Genomic DNA, 25,273 nt, shown 5'->3' with positions numbered 1-25,273 from the left:
TACGGCGTTTTCAGTTGTGAAACGCCTTTTTCTACCTGCCGTTTTTGGCATGGGTTGCGCGTGCGGATGCAGGCGGTTCCGATGTTTGCAATGCCCCATCGGATGTTGGGGAGTTATCGGCGGTCGGCTGGGGCGCGACCCTACCGGCGATTGCAAACGTCATCCGTAGAGGCATCCGGATGCCCCGTGGTAGGGTCGGTTCCCAAACGACCGCCGTGAAATCCTCCGCGTTCGTTGACGCATGGAAATGATCGGCAACGGCATTTCCCGTAGCCACCGACGCACTGTCGGAGGGTCGGCGGGGGTGGGTTTGAGGGGGCACGAGCCGCATGGGTCGGGCGCATGCGCCCGACGGGTTGGGCAGGAGCCCAACCCCGGTCTTGCCGTGTGCGCAGGACAGCGCACACGTGCAAGCGGCGATGAGCTTACATGGACGTACTTGCAGCGTCCCCCACAAACCCGCACCCGACGGCCCCAGCCAGGGAAACGTTGCAAACGGCGGCTGTTCGCCTGAATCCAACAGCAGCCGGGCAGGGCCCGGCTCTACCGGCTGTGATGCACAGAGCAGCTGGGCAGAGCCCAGCTCTACTTCTCTCGCCGCCAATTGATGGAGCCACGGTTTTCCACCGTGCTCGATTCCACTTCGATGTCGAAGCCACGCCGCAGCAGATACTTCAGCGTAATCACCGAACCGCTGCCCACCAGCGAAACGCCGTAGCCTACATACAGCTTCGGCGAGATGAACTTGCCGAAGCCGATCACCGAACCGCCCAGCGCGCGCGACTGGCTGACACCCGCATCGTCCAGCCCGAGCTTCGCGCCCAGCTGCGACGCCAGCAGACCACTTCCGGCCGAGAGCGCCGCCGAGGCCGCCGTGACCTGCTGCGTCTGGTCACTGCTCGCGCCCGTGAGGCTGCGGCCCAGCACCAGGAACGCCAGCGCTTCGGACTGCGACATTGCCGGGTCCGACCACACATCCACCCGCGGCGACTGCGCACGCCCGGTCACGTCGATACCCGCCGTGACATCGCCCACCCGGCGCTCGGCACGGATGTTGATGCGCGGGTCCGAGACCGGATTGAAGTTCCAGTTGAGGTTGCCGCGCGTGATCGTCAGGTCCTGACCGTACGCCTTGTAGCGCCCGCTCACTTCCAGCGCACCGTTGGCCGTCATTTCGCGACCCGGCCGCGACCACACCTGCATCTTCCCGCTCAGCCCGCCCTTCAGACCGAACCCCGCCATCCGCACGTTGTCGCCCAGGCTCACCGTCAGGTCCATGTCCAGCGGTGAGCTCGGCCCCTCTTCCGGGTCCGCCGGGTCCAGCACCACCACGTCTTCGGACACCGACGTGCCGCGATCCAGCCGCTCCAGGTCCAGGTCCGCTTCCGGCACGTGCACCGTACCGCGCAGCTTCATCGCCGCCGCTTCCAAGGTGAAGTCCAGGTTCGGATTGGCCACGATCCGCAGTTCCGGCGTGTTCGACAACAACACGTTCTCGCCATGGATATGCAGCTGCAACGGCTGCGCATTACCGAACCACGACAGCCCGCCATCGATGAACAGCGTGCCCTTGCCCGAATTCGCCTGCGCCGTGATCTTGGCCGAACCGTCCGGCTGCGCCACGAAACTGCCACTGCCCTGGTCGAAGGTCAGGCCCAGCGCCGGGAACTCGCCCTTGAAGTTGCTCAGCTTCGCATCGCCACCCAGCGTCGGCGTACCGCGCGTGCCACGCAGGCTCACATGGCCTTCGATCAAACCGGTGGGCCGCACGATGTCCGGCGAGAACAGCTCCAGCCAGTACAACCGCGACATGTTGAGGTACAGCTCGCCATTGAGCGGCGCATTCGCATCCCACCCCGTCTGCACCTTCGCATCAACGAAGCCATTGCCCTGGAAGCCCACGCCCAGCTTCGCGTTGATCTGCGCCGGCGTCATCTCCAGCGTCGCCGAGAACTGGTCGTACCGCACCAGCTCACCGCGCGCGTTGTCGCCCAGGCGGATGCCGCCTTCCAGCGACGCGATCTTCGCACTGCCTTCCCACGCATTGCCGCGCGGACGGATGCGACCGTCCAGCGTCAGCTCGCCACGCAGGTACAGGCGCCGACCCGACTGCGGCGGCAGCCACGGCTGCACCAGCGCCAGCGGCAACGCGTCGCCGCGCACCACCAGCCCATCGCGCGGCCAGTTTGCACTCGCACACAGCGCACCACCGGTGGCCGCGCCCAGGCAGGTATCGCTCAGCGTGAAGTTGCTCCCCTGCACACTGAACGTAGACGCCTCGCGCAGCGCCCACGGATCGCCCTTCACCGGCGCAATGCGCAGCGCCGAAAGATCGCCCCGCCACGCACTGCCCTGCTGGCGCACGCCACCCTGCAGCGCCACCGCGCCCAGTTCGTTCTTCGCCTGCGCATCCACGCGCAGGTTGGAGAGGCTGCCGCTGGCGTCCACGTTCAACGTGTCCAGCAGCATCCCCACCTGCACCTTCGTGCCCTGCACCGCCAGCGTCCCATTGCTGCCCTGCCATGGCAGGCGGCCGCGGATGCTCAGCGCTTCAGCACGCCAGTCGTTGTAACGCAGGCCACTGCCGACCAGATCAGCGGTGATGTCCGGCGCCGTGCGCGGCCCGCGCACCTGCACCGTGCCGCGCAGCGTACCGGTACTGCCCGGCATCAGGTCATCCAGCTGCACCGGCTCCAGCTGAGCCTGCACGTCCAGCCGGTCGCCAACGCTGCCGCGCGCGGTCAGCCGGCTGTTGCCCACCGCCAGGCGCACGTTGCCCTCGCCCTGCTGCCCGCGCAGCGCGAAGCGACCCTGCGCGTCCACGTTGCGGTTGCGCAGCGTGCCGCGGATCCCCGGCACGTCCACCGTCGCCTCATAGCTCGCCGCAGTACCGGCCGGGCTGCCCGCCGGCACCGGCAGCTGGCGGCCCTTCGAGGCCACCGAGCCCGACAGGCGCCCGTCCCAGCCCGGCACGAAATAGCCCGGGTCGAATGCGGCCAGGTTCGCCGCCACGTCCCAGTCCAGCTGCGGCGCCCACGCCACCTGGCCGGTGACATCCAGCGCGCCACCCGGCGTCTTCGCCTGCAGGCGCTTGATCTGCGCGGCCGTGTCGCTGCCACGCACGTCGAAGTCCAGGTTCGCCGACTGCTGCTCACGCGCGACCGAAGCCGTACCGACCGCTGCCCAGCCCTTGAGCGTGCCGGCCAGGCCCATGCGCGCTTCCTTCAACGTCACCGGCACCGGCTTGGCCGCGCCCGGCGTGGTGGTGTCCGCTTCCGGTACGAAGGTCAGATCGTGCGCCACGATCGAGAAACGCAGGCTGGCGTTTTCGCGGTCGGTGAAGTCGGCCGTGCCCTGCAGGCGCGCCTGGCCACCAAAGCCTTTCACCACCAGCGGCGACACCGTCAGCACCTGGTCGGCCAGGCCCACGTTCGACGGCGCCAGTTCCACCGCCAGGTCGCCCTGCTGGACGCGCCCCTGCAGGTTGGCCTGCCCGCCCTTGCCGGTCGCGGTGAAGTCCAGCGACAGCGGCACGCTGGCCGGGTCCATGCCCGGCACCAGCAGCGCCAGGTCCAGTTCCTTGCTGCGCGCACTGGCCTTCCACACCGGCTCGTCGCGGCCGTCGAACACCAGGCTGGCCTGCAGCGGTGCCGGCGCATGCCCGGCCACGGCGATTTCCATGCGGCCCAGGTTGCCACGCGCGACCAGCCCCAGCTTCGCCGGGGTTCGCCCGCGCGGCGCCGGCAACGAGGCGCCGATGGTGATGTCGGTGGTGTAGTCGTTGCCGGGCAGGTAATGCCCGTCAATGCGGAAGTCGCCCAGGTTGCTGTCGACCTTGAGCTGGCGCGCGCGGAATTCGCCATTGGCGACTTCCAGTCCACCGCGCAGCTTGGCGATGTCGATCACCGGTTCCTGCGCCTGGGTGACGCGGAAGCCGTCGATGATGATGGTGTCGGCCTGGATCGCCAGCGGCATCTCGATCTGCGGCAGCGACTCCGGCCACGACGGCATCTCGAACGGCTCATCGCTCTTGGCCAGGTTCAACGTGGCGTTCTTGATCTGCAGCGCATCCAGCTGCAGCTTGCGGCCGAGCAGCGGGCGGATGTCCGGGTCCAGGTAGGCGCGCTCGGCGGTGAAGTGGATGTCGTCGTAACGGAAATCCAGGTCGTGCAGCACCAGCGGTCCGGACACCGGGCCCTCGATCCGGCTCCAGGTCAGCGTTGCGCCGGCAGGCAGCCGCGCCACCACCTGGGCCAGCAGCACGTCGCGCCCGGCCACGGTCTGCAGCAGCCAGTACACCAGCATCAGTGCCAGCAGCACCAAGCCGAGGACGGTGAAGCCCGACCACGCCCAGAAGCGGCGCTTGCGGTAGAAACGCACGCGCGGCGGTGGCGGGGTTGCGGGGGTCGGCGTGCTCACAGGTCCGCTCCGATGCTCAGGTACAGCTGGAACTGCGAGTCGGGGTTGTTCAGGCCGTGCGCGATATCCACGCGCACCGGGCCCACCGGCGACTTCCAGCGCACGCCGAAGCCCACGCCGGTATGCAGGTCGATGGTGTTGTCGAACGCGCTGCCGGTGTCGACGAACACCGCGCCGCCCCACGGACCGCCCTTGAAGTAATGCTCGTACTCGGCCGAGGCGGTCACCACGTTCTTGGCGCCCAACGCGAATTTGTCCGGCGGCGGCGTGCGCGGTCCGACCTCACGGAAGGCATAACCGCGGATGCTGCGGTCGCCACCGGCGAAGAAGCGCAGGCTGGGCGGCATCGCCACCAGGTCGCTGGTCCAGGTGGTACCGGCTTCGCCGCGCAGGATCAGGCGGTCGGCCTCGCCCACCGGAATGAACCAGCGCGCCATCACGTTGGCCTGCACGAAGCTGGTATCCGAGCCCACGCCTTCGATGCCACCGCGCATCGTGGCGGTACCGCTGATGCCGCTGCGCGGCGCCAGCCGGTCGTCCACGTTGACGTAGTCGGCCACCAGCTGCGGGTACACCAGCGTGGACGTGTTGTAGATGGCGTCGGTGAACTCGGTGCCCGAGGCATAGCGCCAGCGTTCGCGCAGCGCGTTGATCGAGGCGATCGCAGTCCAGTGTTCGTTGATCTCGCCGCTGCGGCTGGCGATCAGCTTGAAGTTGCGCAGGTCGATGTAGTCGGTCTGCTCGTCGTAGGCGCTGGCGGTGAAGCCATACCAGCCGTCCAGCCACTTGAACGCGGGGATCCGGTAAGTGGTGACCAGGCTCTTGCGCTTCTGCGCATAGTCGAGCTGGGTGTTCATCTTGTGGCCGCGGCTGTTCATGAAGCGCCGCTCGAGGCCACCGCGCACACCGAATCCGCTTTCGCTGCCGTAGCTGACACCGGCGGTGTAGATGGTGCGCTTGGCGCGGGTCAGGTTGATGTCCACCGGCACGTTGCCGTTTTCATCGGCCTGGTCCGGCTGCGGCTGGATGTCGATCACGCTGAAATAATCGAGCTTGGTCAGCGACTCGCGCAGGCGGTCGAGCTTGCCTTCATGGAAGTAGCTGCCTTTTTCCCAGTACACCAGCGGGTCGAACAGGCGTTCCACGAAGTAGTCCTGGTGGAAACGGATGTCGCCCATGTTGTAGCGCCGGCCGCTGTCCCAGGTGAGGTCGATGTCGGCGGCGTTCTCGGCGCGGGTGATCTCCACCCGGCGCTGGGTGAAGTCCGCATCGAAGTAGCCGCGCTCGGCCAGGCGCCGGGTGATGGTCACGCGGCTGGCGTCGTAGCGGGTGTGTTCGAAGCGCTGCCCCTTGCGCGGACGGAAGTTCTCGATGTCTTCCTGCAGGTACTGGTCCAGCTGCGCCGGTCCGGTGATGTCGATGTTCTCGCGGCGCACCAGGGTCGGCGGGCCGCGCTCGACATGGATGATCACGTGCAGGTTGTCGCCTTCGCGCGGACTCTCCACCTTGATCACCGGGTTGTAGTAGCCGAAAGGCTCCAGTGCCTGGCGGGTCTGGCGCTCGGCCTGCGAGAGCAGGTATTCCAGCCGCGACTCCCCCTGCGGGGTGCCGATGGTGTCGTACAGCGACAGCGAGACTTCGATGTTCTCGATGATCTCCGCGTCATCGCCCCGGTCCAGCCCGGTGATGTCGACCTTGTCGATGGTGCCGCGCGCGTGCGCGGTCGTGGCGAGGGCCAGCGACAGGAACAGGAGGGGCAGGAGGTGTTTCAATGGCGGCATGGACACAGGATAGCGGGAACGGGCTGAAAACGAAGCCTGTATCCACCCCATCCGGGGCGCCGGACATCACGCCATATTCACGCTGGCAACGATTGCGGTCGTCCGCCCATCACTCGAAATGGTCAAGAAACGCCTGCCAGCTGCACGGGGGTGACACGTAGATCTCGTACATTCCCGTCCGGCGGCCCGACTCGATGCATACGATGAAGAAGTTGGGTGGGGCATCCGCGTCCTGCTGATCGGGCCGACAGACGAAGTAGCTGTCTGCACCCCCATCGGTATTGCGCATGCCGATCACCTGCGCGTCCGGCTCGAGGGTCAGGTTGGTGGTGTCCCATGCGACGCCTTCGGGCGAAGTAGCGTCGTGCCACAGCAGCTTTACCGGCCCATCCCGGTTGCTGTCATCCGGTAGCCAGCCCTGCGTGAGGTAGCCACCCACGCCGGTCAGGTCGTTGGTCAACGCACGCCTGGCATGGGGGTCGAAACTCAGGTCCCGGTCGCGTAGTGCCAGCAGCACCTGCTCCTGTGCAGGGCTGAGCAGTGATCTGGCCGGCGCATCCGCGTCCGGCCGGCCCGCCGCCGGCGAGTGATCCGATGGTTGCAGCGGAACGCCTGGTCCAGAGCCTTTGATCTCCATCTTCCGTTCCTCTCCGTGCTGCTTCCAGGGTGCGGGCCATGTCCGGTGGCAGCCATGCCTCCGGGCCCGGGCCAGCCGAGGCGTCTAGAAGATTTCCATTTCCTCCGCAGTCGGCATCCACAGCCGCGGCACCGGAAGGTCGCTGGCCACGGGAGGATGATGCAGCAGATCTGCCTCGGCCGCTTCCCTGCGCTGTGGGTGGGCCTTGTCCAGCAACGCGGCGCGGATGCTGGCTCGTGCCGTTTCCAGCTCACTTTCCGTCGCTTTCCATTGCGGGCGGGTTCGTTCCAGCTCCCGGGTGACCATGAGGTTGAGTCGCCATTCGGTACGTTCGGGGTTGTCCAGGAAATGGAAGAACACGCGCATTTTCACCTGCTTCAGCACGCTGGTCAGGGCGGTCAGGCGCCGGTCGCAACTGGTGGCGCAGGGATGCATGTCGGAGATCATCACCATCTCCCCGCTCAACCCCTCCACCGGCGTGTTGCTGGCCGCGCGAAGCGGCCCTGCCAGCTCGGGCTTCGCTGCGATCATTGCAGCGAACCAGCTGTCCAGTGCCTTGCCTTCGCTGCACGATCGGATCTCGAACACCCGATAATTGCCGGGTTTGAGCTCGCGTACATTCGACGGCAGGAAGCGAGCATCGCCGAGTAGTTTCTGCAGCGTTTCAGGAAACGCATGCCGCGGTAGTGCTTCCAACTCCGCATCGGCCAGGTCGGCGAGCCTGACCCATCCGGGCGCTCCGTCGGCTCCATTGGGACCCACGCGCGCGCGCAGGTCCTCGTCCGTCAACGTCACCAGTCCAGAGCTGCGTGCCCGCTCGCTGCTGGTGGTCAGCAGGTCGGCACCCATCGCGTAGTCGGTACGGAAGCGATCACTGGGAGGGATCGGCGTTGCGGTGCGTTGTTTGCCTTTGCCCTTGTAGCTCTTTTCAACAAGATCATCGGCAACGAAGACACGGCGGATCGGGGTGCTGCCGACGTAGTCGGCGCCACTCATCCATGCCACCGGCGGGCCACTGTAGGCAACGCCCCGGGAGGGGAAATTTTCCAGGACAACGGGTTCGCCGTTGAATCGCAGATCCTGGAGGTCGTAGGCGACGAAATTCTTCAGGCGGAAGTTGCGCTCATGCATCAGGTCCCTGCCGCCCAGTTCAGCCACGCGCGCCAGCTTGGCTTCCGGGAGTTCCTGGCCTTGCGCCTGCAACGCGCGCCTTTCCAGCCTCAGTGCCTCAAGCTCAATCTGCATATCCCGGATGCCGGCGTACTGCTGCTCGGCGCGCGCGTGCACCTGGAACAGCCGCTCATTGACCGCGTCACGCGTCGCGACTTCCCCCGGACCCAGCGATACGCTCGCCGGCGGATCGCACCCGTCCACACCCCGCTTGACCCTGCCTCCGGGTGAGCGCGGCATCGAACAGACCCGCATCAGCGGGGTCCGCTTCATGTGATTCACCACCGCGCGTCGCAGCGCGGTCGGGTCGGAGAGCGCGTTCCGTTCGGTCGATGTCAGTTGCGAATAGACACCCTCCTGCCAGTTTTTGATGTCGCCGTGGGCACCGTTATCGCCGGGAATGTAGGGACGACCGTCTGCGCCGAACGCCAATTGGCCCACCACGCCTTCCTGCGACTGTCGGCGGAACACCAACATGGCCGCGTCGGTCTCGGTATCGGCCGTGACCGTCCACACCCGCTCCGGCAGGACGTCCTGGAGATGGGCGCCCAGCTCCTGCACCTCCGAGAGCGAGCGGATGCGACCGCCCACTACCGCTTCGCGCTGCCTGCGCCGCGAGCGGTTGTCTAGCACTTCGGCCACCTTGCTGGCGGTCCGCTGGGGAAACAGCCACGCCTCGGCATGCTGTTTCAGCACGCGGTCGCTGCTGACCAGCGCTTCGGCCTCGGCGCGGGTCAGTTCGGGGTAGTGCTTGACCAGGTTGTCCGCTGCTGCGGGCAGGCGATGTTGCATGGCCGCCCAGCGCTGCCATGTCTGCAGGCTCTGCGCAGGAGCAGCGGCGATGGTACGGCCCAGCTCGCGACGCACGGCTGCCATGAGCTCGGGCCGGCTGGCATCTTCGGCCAGGCCCAGTCGGTCGATCAATGCCAGCTCGTCGGCTGCGTCGACCAGGGCCTCCAGGCTGGGCAGTGTCCGTGCATCCTCGGTGCGGACATGCAGCCCCACCGGTCCCATTCCGAAGCGTGCCACGCGCGTCCAGTCGCCGAAGTCCTCGGTGTAGGTTTCCACGCTGCGCCCGTTGCCGAGCGCAGGCGTGTCCGCCCACGCACGCAGGACCATCGCTTCGTCGCCGGGCAGGCCCAGGCTGTCGGGAGAATCGCAGAGCTGCTGGATCCGCGCCGTCATCGTCATCTCGCGGACGGTCTGCAGCAGGTCGGTGTCCGGCCGCTGCTTGAGCGTCATGAAGCCAAACACGGCTTCAAGCTGATCCAGCTTGCTCGGCGACAACACTTCCGCTTCCGGGACGCGCTTGATCCAGTCCGGCTTGGTCGGCGACGGCAACGGAGTGGTGGTGACCCGAACGGCCGCCCGTTGTTGCATGCGCCGCCACTGGCCATCCTTGAAGTGCACCGGCGCGCCGGCTGCGTCGCCGTCGCTTCGATCGCGCAGGCGGCGCACGCCGTTGCCGTCCACATAGCTCTCGACGAACTCACCGTTGCGCTGCAGGTACTCGCGGCCCTGCTGCAGGTACAGCGTGCCGCCGTCGGGAAGCGGGCGTGACAGCATCGGCGCCTGCTCCAGCGTGGCGCGTGGCTGCACCCATGCCGTGCCCAGCGTGCCGTCGGCAGCGAACGCCCGCGACTGCAGGCGCCAGTGGCGCAGGGCGTCGGCTGCGTCGGCGACGGTGTCCAGGCTGCGCCTGCCCACCTGGTACAGCAGCTCGCGGATCCGGTTGACCTGCGCGAAGTCGATCCCTTCGTACAGGGCTTCTGCCAAGGCCATCAGCGCGGCGTCACGGTCGCCGCGTTCGAACTGCTCGAAGCCCTCCTCGATGCTTCGCCCCACCAACCCCAGGGTGCCGGCCAGGCACAGCAGGGTCGCGGTGCCGCCGCTGGCCAGCGAGCACAGCGCGCCTACACCGACCGCGCCCATCAGGGTGAAGGTGTCTGCAAACCGCTCCAGCTGGCTGACGGTCATCTCGTCCACGTCGTCGACGCGCGCCGCGATCAGCGCCTCCGCTGCGGCGTCAGGGCCCTGCGTGGCCGCGAATCCCACCGGGATGGCGTAGCTGGCCGAGGTATGCGCGAACATCGCGGCCAGGTCGGGGTGGTGGCGGTACTGCGCGCGCGCGCGGATGTAGGCTTCCGCGCCCGGTTGGCGCAGCCATTGGCCGAATGCGCGCGCGTCCAGCAGCCGGTCGCCCTGCGCGGTGTCGGGCAGGAACACATAGGTGCCCGCGGTGCTGCGGATCGCCCACAGGCCGACCAGGGCGTGGTCCTTGAGGGTCACCGCCTGCAGCGACGACGGCCGCGCGCCGTCGGGGTCCAGCCGTGCGTGCGCGGCCTTCAACGCCGTGCGCGTGGCCACGTCGATCGCGCCATTCTGGTAGGCCACCTCGATCATCCACCCGGTGCGGGCGCGCAGCTGGTCGGCCAGGGCACCGGCGAATGCATTGCCATCGGCACTGTGCGGCAGCGCCTGCAGGTGCTCGATGTAGGCATCGGCCAGCGCGTTGCTGTCGGCGTAGTCCTCCAGCACGCCGCACAGCGCGCGGCGCAGCGCCGGGTCCTGCAGCTGCGCGCCAAGCGCGGCGTCGATATCCGGTGTGCCGTGTGCGCCGGCCTGGTAGGCCACCAGCTGCATCGCGTCGAGGGTGCGGTCGTCCAGCCAGGGCGCCGGCTCCAACCGTGCCTCGGGCATGCCGGCCGCGTCCGGCGACCAGTCGGGCAGGTTGGCCGGCATCGAGGGACGGCGCAGCCCGTGCCGCTGCCAACCGCTGGTGGCCCAGTCGGTCAGCGCCATCTCGTGGACGCCCACGCGCAGTCGCACCCGGTCCGGGTCGAAGCCGTCCAGCGATCCTTGCAGCCCGGCCATGCGCAGCGCGCCGGTCATCGCGTCGCAGACGCTGTCGTGTGCGTGCTGGCGCAGGCTCTGCAGCGCGGTGTCCTGCTGCAGGCGATAGGCGTTTTCCGCGTTGACGTTGGCAATCCCGAGCGGACTCCAGCGCAGCAGGTTGCGGTCCAGCTGCTGCTGCGCCAGTCCCTGCCCGTGCACGACCAGCGCGTCTGCCCACGCCTGGCGTTCGCCTGCCGGCGTATCCACCGGGGCGAAGTCGAGCCGGAAACTGTCGGCCGGGTTCCAGGCCTTGGCGCTGCGGTCGCCGCTCTGGTAGTGCGACCAGCGCGACTCCCAGGACTGCACGCGCTCGCGCAGCGCGGCGCGTTGTGCCGGCATGGCGGCCTGCACGATGTCGCCGGCCAGGGTGCCGTCGATCCTGCCATTGGCGGCGAACATGCCGATTCGCGCACGCTGGGCGTCCAGGAACTGGCGGAAAGCGCCTTCGTCGCCAAACGCCTGGAAGCTGGCCAGGTCGGAGCGGTACAGCACCACCTGGCCGCGCAGGCCCGGCTCGCCGGCACTGCGCAGCACCAGGTAATTGGGCACCTGCACGGAGATCGGCGTGCCATTGGGCAGGCGGTCGGTGTAGGTCAGGGTCGCGCGCTCCACCGCGCTCGTACCCTGCAGGAAGCCCAGTACCACGTCGGCGCCACGCCGGTGCGCGTTGCCGCTGCCCAGTGCGCCGTGCGCCTTGGCCTTCAACGCGTCGATGGCCAGGCGCGCCTGCACGGCGCGACCCAGCGCGGGGCGCAGCTGTTCGACGCGGGCGTTGATGTCGGTGCGCAGGCGACGCGCCTCGGCGCTGCGCACGAAGCGGGTCAGCTGGGCGCGTTCGGGGGTCGACACGGGTGTGCCGTTGCGCAGGAACACCGGCGTGCCCTGCGCATCACGGGCCAGGCAGAATTCGAGCAACGGCAGGCGGTCATCCACGGCCATGCCGGCCACGCGGGCGGACGGCAGGCGCACCTCGATGTCCTGCCAGTCGCCCTGCCAGCCCGCCGTGCGCAGGGCCGCACGCATCGTCGCGCCGGCGCTGTCCTGCACGGCAGACAATGCGGGGCGCAGGCCACGCAGCGCCTGCCATTGGCCGACCAGCAGCTCCTGCTCGGTCGTGGGCAGTTTCGCGACCCACTCCCAGCCTGCACGCGTGGCGATATCGCGCGCCATCGCGACCGACCAGCGGCGCATGCTCTGCACCTGCTGCAACAGCTCCGGGTCATCGCGAAGGGCGTCCAGCTGTGCGGCGGTCACGCCATGCAGCTGCGCGGCGTAGTTGCGGTGCGGTGGCGTGGGTGCGACCGTGGCGCCCGCTGCTGCGCGTCGGGTGCGAGCGCTGCGCGCCGGCTCGATGTCGCCGAGCACGAGGTCCAGCGCGGTTCCCCAGTTGCCGTCCGGCAGTTCCACCGGGGCGTTGGCGAGCTGGCTGGCCACGTCCGTGGTCGTTGCCGCAGTCGGCACGGCGGGCCACAACCACTGCTTCAACCCCCATGCCGCGGCGCCGAGACCACCGAGGCTGCCTGCAACGGCGCCATACAGCAGGCCGCGGCGCAGGCCGGGCGCGCTGCGGGTGGTCGCGGTCGCGGCCGCGGTTGCGCCCGCGCCGACCTGCACCGTCGCGGTTACCAGCGGCGTGCTGGCGGTCACTTCCTGCAGCGGCACCGCGCCCATGTCGGTCATTTCGATGGAGGGCGGCCCCTGCGGCACGGGTTGGAAGCCGCCGCGCCCCCACTGGCCCAAGGCGGTGACGGCGGCACCCAACCAGGGAATCCACCCCACCTGCGGACGCGCGGCCGGCGATGAAGCGGCGTCCGACACCACGGCAGCTCCTTCAGATGCAAACGGCGCTGCAACGGCTCCACCCGAATGAGGCAGTCCGGGCGCCTGCCATGCGGTTTGCCCGACATTCGCTACGTCCCACGGCGGAATGATCGCCTCGCGCCGGTCCACCGCCTTCTGATGCGCAATGCGTTCCAGCTTCTGCGCAGGCGTCAGCGCGACCTTGGGTGCGGCGAGGTCTGCCCCCTGTGCCGATGCCACCGGCTCCAGCAGCGCGCCGCCCACGCCGTTGAGCACGGCGATGCGCTGCCAGTGGTCGGGCAGCTCGGCGATGAAGCGGCCGATGCCCTGCAGCTGGCGGCTCGGCGAGGGCAGCGCGCGTTGCACCTGCCAGAGCAGCGTGGCAACGGCGAGCGCGGACAGCAGGTGGCCGCCGGCCAGGTTCGGGCGCAGCTGCGCGTCCGTGTCGGCGATGCTGTCGTGCAGGTTGGCCAGGCCGGTGCGCACGGATTCGGGCAGCGACTGCACCAGCGCGTCGAATTCGGCATGGCTGCGCAGCGATGGCAGCGCGGCGGCCAGTGACGGCAACACGCCCGCAAGGCTGCTCCAGCTGCCGCTGAACGCCGCACGCGCCACCTGGCCTGCGCTCAGTGCGTTGTTGGCCCAGCCGGGCAGCGCCGCAAGCAGGGTGCTCCATGCGGCACGGTCGAGCACGGTGCCCAGCACGTTCAGGCCGAGATCGCGCACCACGTTGATCTCGTGGTCGCGCGCGGCCAGCGCCTTTTCCATATGGGCGGTGACCTCCTCCCGCTCGGCTTGCGTGGTCGCTGCGGCGAGATGGCGGTCCATGATGTCGGCGACCTTCCAGCTTTCGGGCGGGTAGGCAGCGCGGATCCTGCCGCGTACATCTGCTTCGCGCTGGCTCAGCACCCGCACCGGTGCTTCGGCTTCCACCGCCGACGGCAGTGTCGCGTTGCCTACATGGTCCGGGCGGATGCTGTCCGCGTCCTGCGCGGCGGGTGCGTTGGGGGTGGCCGTGTGCCGATCAAGGGTGGAGAGCAGCAGGGCGGCGCGATCTAGCGAGGGCATGGGTACTTCCGTACGACGTGGGGCGGCGCTGGACTATCACGCCGCCCCCGGAAATACCGATTGCATGAATCTATCGTTTTTCGCGATTTGTGTAGATGCGCTCAATCAAGATTCAGACTGATTGCATTTTTCGTCGCAATCGAGCGGATGCACGAAAAAAGAAAGCGCCCGAACATGTCGGGCGCTTTCAGGGTGTCGCAGGAACGGGGCGTTGCCGTCAGCTGGACAGATGCTCGATCGCCGCCACGCTGCCCAGGCGGTCTCCCAGGCGCTTGAGCAGGGCCAGGCGGTTCGCACGCAGCTTCGGATCTTCGGCGTTGACCATCACCGCGTCGAAGAACGCATCCACCTGCGGGCGCAGGCGGGCCAGGCGCGCCAGCACGCTCATGTAGTCCTTTTGGTGCAGGCTCGCGTTGCTGTCATCGATGGCGGCTTCCACCGCTTCGGCCAACTCGCTTTCGGCAGGTTCCACCAGCAACGACGGGTCGACCATGCCGGGAATCTCGCCATCCGCCTTGCGCAGGATGTTGCGGATGCGCTTGTTGGCGGCAGCCAACGCTTCGGCTTCCGGCAGCGCCGCGAACGTGCCGATCGCGTCGATGCGGCGGTCGAAGTCATACAGCGACGCCGGCTTCAGCTCGGCCACCGCATTGAAGTGCGTGGCCGGCACGCCCTTGTCGGCGTAGTAGCCGCGCAGGCGGTCGAGGATGAAGTCGTACAGTTCCTGCGGCAGGGTGTCGGTCTTGCGCTCCACGCTGGGCTGCACGGCGGTCGGCAGGCCGGCCAGCGCGCTGGCCAGCAGCGCGCGCAGGTCCAGGTCGAAGCCCGATTCGATGATCGTGCGCGCCAGGCCCAGCGCGTTGCGGCGCAGGGCGAACGGGTCCTTGTTGCCGGTCGGCTTCAGGCCTGCGGCAAAACCACCGGCCAGCGTGTCCAGGCGCTCGGCGATGGCCAGCACCTTGCCCAGTGCCGACAGCGCAATGTCGTCGCCACCGAAGCGCGGCTGGTAGGCCTCGTCGATGGCCAGCGCGACCTCGGGCGACTCGCCACCGGTCACCGCGTAATGACGGCCGGCGATGCCCTGCAGCTCGGGGAACTCGTTGACCATGCGCGATTGCAGGTCGTTCTTGGCCAGCAACGCGGCACGTTTGGCCAGCACCGGGTCGGCACCCACCTGCGGCGCGATCGCCCCGGCCAGCGCGACCACGCGCTGCACCTTGTCGGCCACCGAACCCAGCTTGGCCTGGTAGGTCACGGTCTTCAGGCCGTCACCCATCGATTCCAGGCCCTGCTTGAGGTCTTCGTCGAAGAAGAACTTGGCGTCGGCAAAACGCGGGCGGATCACCCGCTCGTAGCCCTTGGCCACTTCGGCCACGTTCTTCGACTCGATGTTGGCGATGCCGATGAACTTCTCGGTGAGCTTGCCGCTGGCGTCGAGCACCGGGAAGAACTTCTGGTTGATCTCCATGGTTTCGATCAGCGCTTCCTGCGGCACCGCCAGGAATTCGCGTTCGAAACTGCACAGCACCGGCGCCGGCCATTCGACCAGGTTGACCACCTGTTCCAGGTTGTCGTCGGTGATCCGCGCCTGGCCACCGGCCGACGCCGCTTCGGCATTCACGGCCTCGACAATGCGTGCACGGCGCGCGTCGGGGTCGACCAGCACGCAGGCGGCCTGCAGCGAGCTCACATAGTCGTCCGGCTGCGACAGCCACACGGTCTTGTCGTGCATGAAACGATGGCCACGGCTCATGCGGTCGGACTTCAGGCCCAGCACCTCGGCGTCGACCACGTCCTTGCCGTGCAGCAGCACCAGCCAATGCACCGGACGGGCGAAGCCGTAGCTGTGGCTGCCCCAGCGCATCGGCTTGGGAATCGGCATGCCGGCCAGCGCCTCGGCCAGGATCTCCGGCAGCAGGCTGGCGGTGCGCGCGCCCGGGGTGACCGAACGGTGCACGAAACGCTCGCCCTTGGCGTCGCTGGTCCGTTCCAGCGCGGTCCAGTCGATCCCGGCCTTGGCCGCGAAGCCCTGCAGCGCCTTGGTCGGCTGGCCGTCGGCGTCGAGCCCGATGTTCAGGTACGGGCCCAGCACTTCGCCCTTCTGCTCCGGCTGCTCCACCGCCACGCCAGGCAGCAGCACCGCAAGACGACGCGGGGTCGAAAGCGGCTTGGCCTCGCCCTTCTCAACGGCCACGCCACGCTTGGTGAGGCCATCCACAACGCCATCGAAGAACGCCTGGGCCAGGCCCGGCAGCGCCTTCACCGGCAGTTCTTCGGTACCCAGTTCGATCAACAGCGGCAGCATCGTGCTCATGCCTGTACCTCCTTGGCCGCCACCGCTTCGATGCGCTTGGCTTCATACAGTTTTGCCACCGCCTGGGCCAGCGCGCGCACGCGCAGGATGTAGCGCTGGCGCTCGGTCACGCTGATCGCGCGGCGCGCGTCCAGCAGGTTGAACGAATGGCTGGCCTTGCAGACCTGCTCATAGGCCGGCAGCGGCAGGCCCACCTCGACCAGCTTCTGCGCTTCCTTCTCGCAGGCGTCGAAGCGGTGGAACAGTTCGTCCACGTCCGCATATTCGAAGTTGTAGGTGCTCTGCTCCACTTCGTTCTGCAGGTACACGTCGCCGTAGGTCACCGGCGTGCCGTCCGGGCCGTAGGTCCAGACCAGGTCGTAGACGTTGTCGCAGTTCTGCAGGTACATGCACAGGCGCTCGAGACCGTAGGTGATCTCGCCCAGCACCGGCTTGCACTCCAGGCCACCGGCCTGCTGGAAGTAGGTGAACTGGGTCACTTCCATGCCGTTGAGCCAGACTTCCCAGCCCAGGCCCCAGGCGCCCAGCGTCGGCGATTCCCAGTTGTCCTCGACGAAGCGCAGGTCGTGCACCAGCGGATCGATGCCCAGCGCCTTGAGCGAATCCAGGTACAGCTGCTGGATGTTGTCCGGGCTGGGCTTCATCGCCACTTGGTACTGGTAGTAGCGCTGCAGGCGGTTGGGGTTCTCGCCGTAGCGGCCGTCGGTGGGACGGCGCGAGGGCTGCACGTACGCCGCGTTCCAGCTTTCCGGACCGATCGAGCGCAGGAAGGTCGCCGGGTGGAAGGTGCCGGCACCGACCTCCAGGTCCAGCGGCTGGATCAGCACGCAGCCCTGCTGCGCCCAATACTGGTTGAGGGTCTGGATCAGGCCCTGGAAAGTGATCGGAACGTTCGGGTTCGCGGACATGCGGCGGATTCTTGCCTGCAAAGGGGGTGCGCTAGTATAGCGAGGGACCTGCAACCCCCGCTTCGAGGATTCTGGCGCCATGGAACACCGCTCACCGGCAACGCTCGCCCCCGCCCCGCAGCCCCTGCCGCCGGGCCGGCTGGTGTTCGAGCAGGTCGCTGCGGCCATGGTCGCCGACGGGCTGGTCGCGGCGCAGGACGTGGAGCGCATCCGCTTTACCGGCCAGGGCGCACGCAACGCCAGCGAAGTGCACCCGCTGGTGCTGCTGGCCAACCTGAAGCTGGCCGCGGCCGGCGGCGGCGAACTGGGCCTGGAGCGCCTGACCCAGTGGCTGGCCGAACGCACCGGCACCCGCTACCTGCGCATCGACCCGACCCGGGTGGACGTCTCGGCAGTGACCGCGCTGGTCTCGCACGCCTACGCCCGCCGCCACCGCTTCCTGCCGCTGGCGGTGGACAGCGAACGGCTGCTGGTGGCCACCAGCGAACCGCTGTCCCAGGAATGGCTGCTCGACCTGCAGCACCTGACCCGCCGCCGGATCGAGCTGGCGATGGTCAATCCGCTCGACCTGCACCGCTACACCATGGAGTTCTACGGGGTCACGCGCTCGGTGCGCGGCGCCCGCAACGACTCGCGGAGCGAGACCAACGGCACCCTGCCCAGCTTCGAACAGCTGGTGGAGCTGGGCCGCGCCGGCGATGTGAACGCCGACGACCAGCACGTGGTGCACATCGTCGACTGGCTGCTGCAGTACGCCTTCGAACAGCGTGCCTCGGACATCCACCTGGAGCCCCGTCGCGACATGGGGCGCATGCGCTTCCGCATCGACGGCGTGCTGCACAAGGTGTTCGAGGTGCCGCCGGCGGTGATGACCGCCGTGGTCAGCCGGATCAAGGTGCTGGGCCGCATGGACCTTGCCGAGCGCCGCCGTCCGCAGGACGGGCGCATCAAGACCCGTTCGCCGGGCGGGCGCGAGGTCGAAATGCGCCTCTCCACCATGCCTACCGCGTTCGGCGAGAAGTGCGTGATGCGCATCTTCGACCCCGACGCGGCCTTCAAGAGCATCGACCAGCTCGGCTTCAGCCCGCAGGAAGCGGCCGGCTGGACCGCCCTGGTCGAGCGCCCGCACGGCATCGTGCTGGTCACCGGCCCCACCGGCTCGGGCAAGACCACCACCCTGTATTCCACCCTCAAGCGCCTGGCCACGCCCGACGTGAACGTGTGCACGGTGGAAGATCCGATCGAAATGATCGCCCCGGAATTCAACCAGATGCAGGTCCAGACCAACATCGACCTGGATTTCGCCGCCGGCGTGCGCACCCTGCTGCGGCAGGACCCGGACATCATCATGATCGGCGAAATCCGCGACCTGGAAACCGCGCAGATGGCGGTCCAGGCCTCGCTGACCGGCCACCTGGTGCTCTCCACCCTGCATACCAACGACGCGCCCTCGGCGATCACCCGCCTGCTCGACCTGGGCGTGCCGCATTACCTGCTGGCCAGCACCATCAACGGCGTGCTCGCCCAGCGCCTGGTGCGCACCCTGTGCCCGCACTGCAAGGTGCCCAAGCCGCTCACCGCCGCCCAATGGGCGGTCCTGGCTGATGCCGATGAAGCATTACCAGAGTCGGCCACGCCATATGCACCGGCCGGTTGCCTGGACTGCCGGCGCACCGGTTTCCTCGGCCGTGTCGGCCTGTATGAGTTGCTGCCATTGGGCCCGCGCCTGCGTGGGCTGATCCGCGCAGACATGGACCTGGCCGGTTTCAGCCAGGCCGCGCGTGCTGAAGGAGTGAGAACCCTGCGTCGCGCGGCACTTGAAAAGGTGGCGGCAGGGCTGACTACAATCGAGGAAGTCCTGACCGTACTGCCTCCGCGAGATGAACCGCACGCCCTTCCTGATTCTTGAAACCGGCCAACCGGTCGCCTCGCTGCGCCGCTACGGCCGTTTTCCGCACTGGATCCGGGTCGCGGCCGGCCTGGACGCCGACGAAACCGTGGTCGTGGACGTGGTCAAGGGCGACGAACTGCCCGACCACCGCGACTTTGCCGGCGTCATCATCAGCGGCTCGGCCGCCTACGTCACCGACCGCGCCGACTGGAGCGAGCGCAGCGCGCACTGGCTGCGCGCCGCCGCCCATGAAAACCGCCCGGTGTTCGGCATCTGCTACGGCCACCAGCTGCTCGCGCACGCCCTCGGCGGCGAAGTGGCCTACAACCCCGCCGGGCGCGAGTCCGGCACCATCGAACTGGCGCTCGAACCCTCGGCCGTGGACGACCCCCTGTTCGCCGGCCTGCCGGCCCGCTTCCCGGCCCACGCCACCCACCTGCAGACCGTGCTGCGCGCCCCCGAAGGCGCCGCCATCCTGGCGCGCTCGGCGCAGGACAACTGCCACGCCTTCCGCTGGGGCCAGCAGGCCTGGGGCGTGCAGTTCCACCCCGAGTTCGCCACCCACCACATGCGCGGCTACGTCCGCGCCCGTGCCGAGTGCATCAGCCGCCACGGCGGCTGCGCCCGCAGCCTCGCCCGTGGCGTCAGCGCCGCCCCGCTGGCCCGCCAGCTGCTGCGCCGCTTCGTCCGCCAGGCCCGCAACAACTGAAAGGTAGACGCCAAGCGCCTTTCCTTCAGGTGAGGCGCGCGGAAAACAGGGATAATCAATTCGATCCAGGGCGCACGCGCCCTTCCCCCTGTTCCGGAATGGTATGAGCGAGATTCGCAAGCTGCCCGCCTCTGCGGGCGCCCAATGGCTGCTGGACGCATTTTCCCTGTATCGCCGCGCACCGCTGCAACTGGCGGTTCTTGGCGTGATCGGCATGCTGGTCAGCTCGCTGATCCTCGTGCTCGCCCAGGCCCTGCCCAGCTGGCTCGGCGTCATCGGCCAGCTGCTCTCCGTCGCCGTCGGCCCGCTCGTCTTCGGCGGCATGCTCTGCGCCGTGCGCGAAGTCGACGACGGCCACCGCGCCACTCCCGTGCACCTGCTGCAGCCGATCCGCGACCGCCGCGTCAGCCACCTGCTGGTCCCGCTCGCGATCCAGCTGATCGCCATCATCGCGCTCGGCTCGCTGCTCTACCTGATGATGGGTAGCGAAGGCCTCACCGCCTCCGCCGAGATGTTCCGCAAGATGCAGGAACTGCAGCAGTCCGGCGCCACCCCCAGCAACGAGCAGACCCTGGCCCTCATGGCCGGCGTCCCGGTGATGCGCATCCTGCTCTGGATCCTGCTCGCCTTCGCCACCTTCGTCGCGCTGAGCATGGCCATGTTCACCCAGCCCGCCCTGGTCGTGTTCGATCACCAGAGCGGCATGCACGCCCTGCGCATGAGCCTGCAGGGCTGCATCCGCAACTTCGGCGCCATGGCCGTGTTCATGCTGCTCGGCCTGATCGCCACGCTCTGCATCTACTTCCTGGTCGTTATCGCCATGCAGCTCGCCATGCTCGTCGCCGGCGTAGGCGCCGCCGCCTTCGTCATGCAGCTGGCCATGTCCACCGTCATCATGCCGCTCTACGTAGGCGCCGTGTACGCCGCCTGGAAGCAGATGTTCGACCACCGCGGCCGCAACACGCCGCCGCCAGTGCCGCCCAGCAACGGCCCAGGCAACATCTTCGCAGCATAATGTCGGAGCCGGGCAGAGCCCGGCTCTACTGTCCGCACACCGCAATCCATCGGGGGCGGCCGCCGGGTAGCCCCCGGAGGGACGCTAGAAAACATGGATGTTTTCTAGCAGCCCCCATGGACGGGTTCACGGCGTGTCCCGGAGCGGGGCTGCCCGGCGGCCGCCCCAGCACGTAAAAACTGAAACGCTGCTCTCAGCGCAATCTAGAAGCGAAGCGAATCACTGCGTCTGCTTCTCATCACTTTTCGCCGGCACCAACCACCGCGAAGCGTGAATTCCAAGCTCATAAAGCAGCACCATCGGAATCGCCAGCATCAGCTGCGACACCACGTCCGGCGGCGTCAACACCGCCGCCAGCACGAAGATGCCCACGATCGCGTAACCGCGGCCTTCCTTGAACTGCTGCGGCGACACCCAGCCCAGCAGCGTCAGAATCACCATCGCCACCGGCAACTCGAAACTGCTGCCGAACGCAAAGAAGATCGCCAGCACGAAATCCAGGTACGCATTCGCATCCGGCGTGATCGCAATCACATCCGGCCGGAACGTCGTCAGGAAATGGAACACCGCCGGCAGCACCAGGAAATACGCAAACGCACAGCCGATGTAGAACAGCAGCACCGACGTTGCCAGCAACGGCACCGCCAGCCGCTTCTCCCGCGCATACAGGCCTGGTGCCACGAACGCCCACAGCTGGTACAGCAACCACGGCACCGCAATGAACAACGCCACGAAGAACGTCAGCTTCAGCGGCGCAAAGAACGCCCCCGCCGGATTGATCGCAATCATCGACTGCCCATTCGGCAGCTGCGAAATCAACGGGTGTGCCAGCCAGTTGTAGATCTGCCGCGAAAACGGCATCAACCCCAGCAGCACCACCCCCAACCCGATCAGCGCCCGCATCAACCGCGCCCGCAACTCGATCAGGTGCTCGATCAACCCGCTTTCCGGATTCTCATTGCCACTCATCGCGGCACCTCCGGCGCAGCAGGCGGCGGATCACGCGGCGCCTGCCCATCGATTCCCGGCGGCGCCATCGCATCGCGGGTTTCGTCCGCCACCACATGCTGCGCCACGCTCGCCGGCGAACCCGGCGCAGGCCCCGTCATCACCGGCTCCTCGCCTGGCGCGACCGCAGCGTCCGTCGCATGCACCTGCTGGCGCACCTGCTCCGCCTCGCGTCGCACCGCCTCACCGCTCGCCCGCAGCTGCGCTTCCGTGTCGCGCACCGACTCCTGCGCCTCACGGAACTGCCGCTTGATCTCATCCGCGTGCAGCTCGCGCTCAAGCTCCTGCTTCACCGAATCCCACTGATTGCGCGCACGTCGCACCCACAGCCCCGCAAAGCGCGCCGCCTTCGGCAGCCGCTCCGGACCCAGCACGACCAGCGCGACGACCGCGATGACCAGCAGCTCACTGAAACCAATATCGAACACGGCATGCCGCCTTGATCAGCGACGGTCGCGGTCGTGCTCGTTCTGCGACGTCGTCGACGGATCCTGCGGACGCGACTCATCGCTCAGGTGCGCGGTCGGCTTGTCGTCGTCGTCGCGCATGCCCTTCTTGAATTCCTTGACCGCACTACCCAGGTCCTTGGCCCCACTGGTCAGCTTCTTGGTGCCGAACACCAGCAGCACGATGACCAGTACCACCACCCAATGCCAAATGCTGAAACTGCCCATGATGTTCTGCTCGCATTACCTGGAAACCAAGCCTTGAGCATAACGCACCGCCGGGAGGGCGGCGCGCGTGACGAAAGTCAGTTTCCGTCCAACGACTCGGTACGGACCTCACCCTCACCCACCGGCTGGAAGCCCTGCTGCGGTGCCGGCTGCGTTGGAACCGCCTGCAGCGGCGCCGTGGTGGCGCCCGCATTGGCCTGTTCAGCTACCGCCGGGGCCGCCTGCTGCGGCTGCGGGCCTGCCGGCCGCGGCGCCGGCGCGCTGCTGGCCGTGCCCCGGTTCTGGCGGGCCGAGTACGTTGCCTCTTCCAGGCGGTCGCGGAAAGCCACCACGTCCATCGACGGCTGCGCCGTGGTGCGACCCTCGATGATCATCCGCGCCGTGGTGTTGCTGCCATACGCGTCCAGGTTGGACTCGTCATCGATCTGCAGCACCGCCCCGTCCAGCGCCACGCCCGCGAACAGCCCGCGCGCGCGCGACCAGGACCAGATCTCCGCCTTCAGCTGCCCGTCGGTGGCCGCCGCCGCGTTGCGCCCGACCGGACCGGCCGCCACGCCGGCATCGGCGCCCAGGGTGAACTTGCCGTTGACGATGTTGTCCAGGCTGCGATCGTTGCGGAACACCAGCACCACGTCCGACGACTGCACACCGGCCTGGAAGCCGATGCTGCCGCCGGTGAGCTTGATGAACGCCGGGCTCGACCAGCTGCCGTCCGGATTCTTGACCGACATCAGCCCATGCCCACGACGGCCGCCGATGACCAGACCCGCCTTGATCGTGTCGGGAATGACCACTACGGCCCGCGCTTCGTCCAGCAGCTTGTCCGGGATGCCCTGTTCGGGGATCGCCTGGATCTCATTCAGCACGCGCACCGCATTGCGGGCGCGCTGGTCCTGCTCCGGCCCGGCGAATGCCGGGGTCGACAGCAGGCTGGCGGTGATCAGCAGTGCAAGGCTCAAACGGCGCATGGGTGCTCCAGAAAGGGGGGGAATCGAAATACGGACGATTCAAAAAATAGATCGCTTCCCCGAAATTAGTGGGGTTCTTATGAATCCGCAATGAGTATGCACGCGCTGTCGCGCAGACCTGCGAGAATGTCCCCATGCTCGACGCACCCGACACCGCCGTGCTGGCGGTCAATCTAGGCACACCCGAGACGCCCACCGCCCCTGCGGTGCGGCGCTACCTGGCGGAATTCCTCAGCGACCCGCGCGTGGTCGCGATTCCGCCGCTATTGTGGAAGCCGCTGCTGTACGGGCTGATCCTGCCCCTGCGCGGCGGCCGTTCCGCCGCCAAGTACGCCCAGGTCTGGCTGCCCGACGGCTCACCGTTGATGGTGCACACCCGCCGCCTGGCCGAGGCCATGCAGCAGCTCATGCCCAACCTGCGCGTCCGCCACGCCATGCGCTACGGCGCCCCGGCGCTGACCGCAGAGCTGGACCGGCTCGCCGCCGAAGGCATGCGACGGATCGTGGTGCTGCCGCTGTATCCGCAGTACTCCACCACCACCACCGCCTCCATCGAAGACCAGGTGCGCGACTGGCAGCCGCGGCATCCGGGCGTCACCGTCACCCTGGTGCGCGACTACGCGGTCGACCCGGACTGGGTGGCCGCCGTGGCGGGCAGCATCCGCCACTGGTGGGCCGAACACGGGCGCGGCGAGCGCCTGGTGTTCTCCTTCCACGGCATTCCGCAACGCCTGGCCGACGCCGGCGATCCGTATCCGCAGCGCTGCGAAGCCAGCGCCAAGGCGATCGCGCAGGCGCTGGCGCTGGGCCCTGACGACTGGCAGCTCACCTACCAGTCGCGCTTCGGTCGCGAGAAATGGCTGCAACCGTATGCCGAGCCTACGCTGTGGGCGATGGCCGAGCGCGGGATCAAGAAGATCGACGTGGTCTGCCCCGGCTTTGCCACCGACTGCCTGGAAACCCTGGAAGAAGTGGCGATGGGGTTCACCGAGACGGTGGCCGAGCGCGGCGCGCAGATGCGCTACATCCCCTGCCTCAATGCCGATCCCGCGCATGCGCTGGCACTGTCGCGGCTGAGCATCGCGGCGCTGACATGAGGCTGGAACCGTTCACCCTGCCGGTCGACGGCAGCATCGTCGCCGGGCTGCGCTCGGCAGCCACCGAAGGTGCGCGCGTTCTGGCCCTGCATGGTTGGCTCGACAACGCCGCCAGCTTCGTTCCGCTGGCCGATGCGCTGCCGGACCTGCAGCTGGTGGCCATCGACCTTCCGGGTCACGGCCACAGCGCGCACCTGCCGCATGGCACCCAGTACAACACGCCTGGCGCGATCTGCCACGTTCTGGACGTGGCCGATGCATTGGGCTGGGATCGCTTCACCCTGCTCGGTCATTCCATGGGCGCCGGCATCGCCAGCCTCACCGCGGCGGCGGCGCCCGAACGCGTGGAACGCCTGGTCGCCATTGAAGCACTCGGCGGCCTGCGTGGCCCCGAAGATGAAACGGCGCAGCGCCTGCGCGAGCACGTGCGCGCCGCGCGTGCACTGCCCTCGAAGAAACTGCGCGTGTTTGCCGACCTGGCCGCGCCGGTACGCGCGCGGATGATGGCCAATCAGCTCAGCGAGCCGTGCGCACGACTGCTGGTCGAGCGCGGCGTGATGGCGGTCGAAGGCGGCTACAGCTGGTGCAGCGACCAGCGCCTGATGCTGCCCACCGCGATGCGGATGAGCGAAGCGCAGATCGACAATCTGCTCGCCGCGATCGAATGCCCCACCCAGGTGATCTACGCCACCCCGGCGCAGTCCTATTACCCCGAACCGCTGCGCAGCGAGCGCATCAAACTGCTGCGCGATGGCCGCCTGGACGTATTCCCCGGCACCCATCACCTGCACATGGAGCACCCGCAGCTCGTAGCGGACGTGATCGCGCGGTTCCTCGCGGAATAATGTCGCGGACAAAGAAAAAACCCCGCTGCGTAAGCAGCGGGGTTTTTGGGTGTAAACCCTGGCGATGACCTACT

15 protein-coding genes are annotated in these 25,273 nt (G+C 68.0%); 5 read left to right on the top strand and 10 right to left on the bottom strand.

All coding sequences use genetic code 11. The features are described 5' to 3' along the window. Positions 1–585 precede the first annotated feature (585 nt). The 6 genes from C2U58_RS12535 to glyQ form a co-directional block, all read right to left on the bottom strand. Positions 586–4,419 carry a translocation/assembly module TamB domain-containing protein gene (locus C2U58_RS12535; RefSeq protein ID WP_102946164.1) on the bottom strand — a complete coding sequence of 1,278 codons (3,834 nt, stop codon included), beginning with the start codon at positions 4,417–4,419 and terminating at the stop codon, positions 586–588. Beyond that, positions 4,416–6,200 carry an autotransporter assembly complex family protein gene (locus C2U58_RS12530; protein ID WP_172448140.1) on the bottom strand — a complete coding sequence of 595 codons (1,785 nt, stop codon included), beginning with the start codon at positions 6,198–6,200 and terminating at the stop codon, positions 4,416–4,418. The genes C2U58_RS12535 and C2U58_RS12530 overlap by 4 nt, the downstream gene beginning before the upstream one ends. A 109-nt stretch (positions 6,201–6,309) precedes the next feature. Next, positions 6,310–6,837: a hypothetical protein gene (locus tag C2U58_RS12525; RefSeq protein WP_146033456.1), complete on the bottom strand. Its 528-nt coding sequence runs from the start codon at positions 6,835–6,837 to the stop codon at positions 6,310–6,312. A gap of 84 nt (positions 6,838–6,921) precedes the next feature. Then, entirely contained in the window at positions 6,922–13,770 is a 6,849-nt protein-coding gene (locus tag C2U58_RS12520; protein WP_102946161.1) for a hypothetical protein, read from the bottom strand. Between the two features lie 217 nt (positions 13,771–13,987). After that, entirely contained in the window at positions 13,988–16,084 is a 2,097-nt protein-coding gene (gene glyS, locus C2U58_RS12515) for a glycine--tRNA ligase subunit beta (protein WP_102946160.1), read from the bottom strand. Continuing rightward, positions 16,081–16,992 carry a glycine--tRNA ligase subunit alpha gene (gene glyQ / locus C2U58_RS12510; RefSeq protein WP_102946159.1) on the bottom strand — a complete coding sequence of 304 codons (912 nt, stop codon included), beginning with the start codon at positions 16,990–16,992 and terminating at the stop codon, positions 16,081–16,083. The genes glyS and glyQ overlap by 4 nt, the downstream gene beginning before the upstream one ends. A gap of 79 nt (positions 16,993–17,071) precedes the next feature. On the opposite strand from glyQ, the gene C2U58_RS12505 reads away from it, so the two are divergent. From C2U58_RS12505 to C2U58_RS12495, 3 genes are all read left to right on the top strand, one after another. Next, entirely contained in the window at positions 17,072–18,901 is a 1,830-nt protein-coding gene (locus tag C2U58_RS12505) for a GspE/PulE family protein (protein WP_102946158.1), read from the top strand. Further along, entirely contained in the window at positions 18,873–19,592 is a 720-nt protein-coding gene (locus C2U58_RS12500) for a glutamine amidotransferase (protein ID WP_102946157.1), read from the top strand. Before C2U58_RS12505 ends, C2U58_RS12500 begins: the two co-directional genes overlap by 29 nt. Before the next feature lie 103 nt (positions 19,593–19,695). Continuing rightward, complete coding sequence (locus C2U58_RS12495; RefSeq protein ID WP_102946156.1) at positions 19,696–20,607, top strand: BPSS1780 family membrane protein; 912 nt, start codon at positions 19,696–19,698, stop codon at positions 20,605–20,607. A gap of 219 nt (positions 20,608–20,826) precedes the next feature. Here C2U58_RS12495 and tatC read toward each other — a convergent pair whose 3' ends face one another. The 4 genes from tatC to C2U58_RS12475 form a co-directional block, all read right to left on the bottom strand. Then, positions 20,827–21,576, bottom strand: coding sequence for a twin-arginine translocase subunit TatC (gene tatC, locus C2U58_RS12490; RefSeq protein WP_102946155.1), 750 nt, complete (start codon positions 21,574–21,576; stop codon positions 20,827–20,829). Continuing rightward, positions 21,573–22,043 (bottom strand): Sec-independent protein translocase protein TatB, encoded by a 471-nt coding sequence (gene tatB, locus C2U58_RS12485; RefSeq protein ID WP_102946154.1) that lies wholly within the window; start codon positions 22,041–22,043, stop codon positions 21,573–21,575. Before tatB ends, tatC begins: the two co-directional genes overlap by 4 nt. 15 nt (positions 22,044–22,058) lie before the next feature. After that, positions 22,059–22,289, bottom strand: a complete 231-nt coding sequence (tatA, locus tag C2U58_RS12480; protein WP_102946153.1) for a Sec-independent protein translocase subunit TatA — start codon at positions 22,287–22,289, stop codon at positions 22,059–22,061. A gap of 77 nt (positions 22,290–22,366) precedes the next feature. Further along, positions 22,367–23,257 carry a lipid-binding SYLF domain-containing protein gene (locus tag C2U58_RS12475; protein ID WP_102946152.1) on the bottom strand — a complete coding sequence of 297 codons (891 nt, stop codon included), beginning with the start codon at positions 23,255–23,257 and terminating at the stop codon, positions 22,367–22,369. A 134-nt stretch (positions 23,258–23,391) separates the two neighbouring features. On the opposite strand from C2U58_RS12475, the gene hemH reads away from it, so the two are divergent. Both hemH and C2U58_RS12465 read left to right on the top strand, forming a co-directional pair. Then, positions 23,392–24,354: a ferrochelatase gene (gene hemH / locus C2U58_RS12470; protein ID WP_102946151.1), complete on the top strand. Its 963-nt coding sequence runs from the start codon at positions 23,392–23,394 to the stop codon at positions 24,352–24,354. Continuing rightward, positions 24,351–25,199 (top strand): alpha/beta hydrolase, encoded by an 849-nt coding sequence (locus C2U58_RS12465; RefSeq protein WP_102946150.1) that lies wholly within the window; start codon positions 24,351–24,353, stop codon positions 25,197–25,199. The genes hemH and C2U58_RS12465 overlap by 4 nt, the downstream gene beginning before the upstream one ends. The last annotated feature ends 74 nt before the right edge of the window (positions 25,200–25,273 follow it).

Origin of the sequence: Stenotrophomonas sp. VV52, from assembly GCF_002893095.1 — a bacterium.
Lineage (GTDB): Bacteria > Pseudomonadota > Gammaproteobacteria > Xanthomonadales > Xanthomonadaceae > Stenotrophomonas > Stenotrophomonas aracearum.
This window is presented reverse-complemented; position numbering and strand designations above follow the sequence as displayed.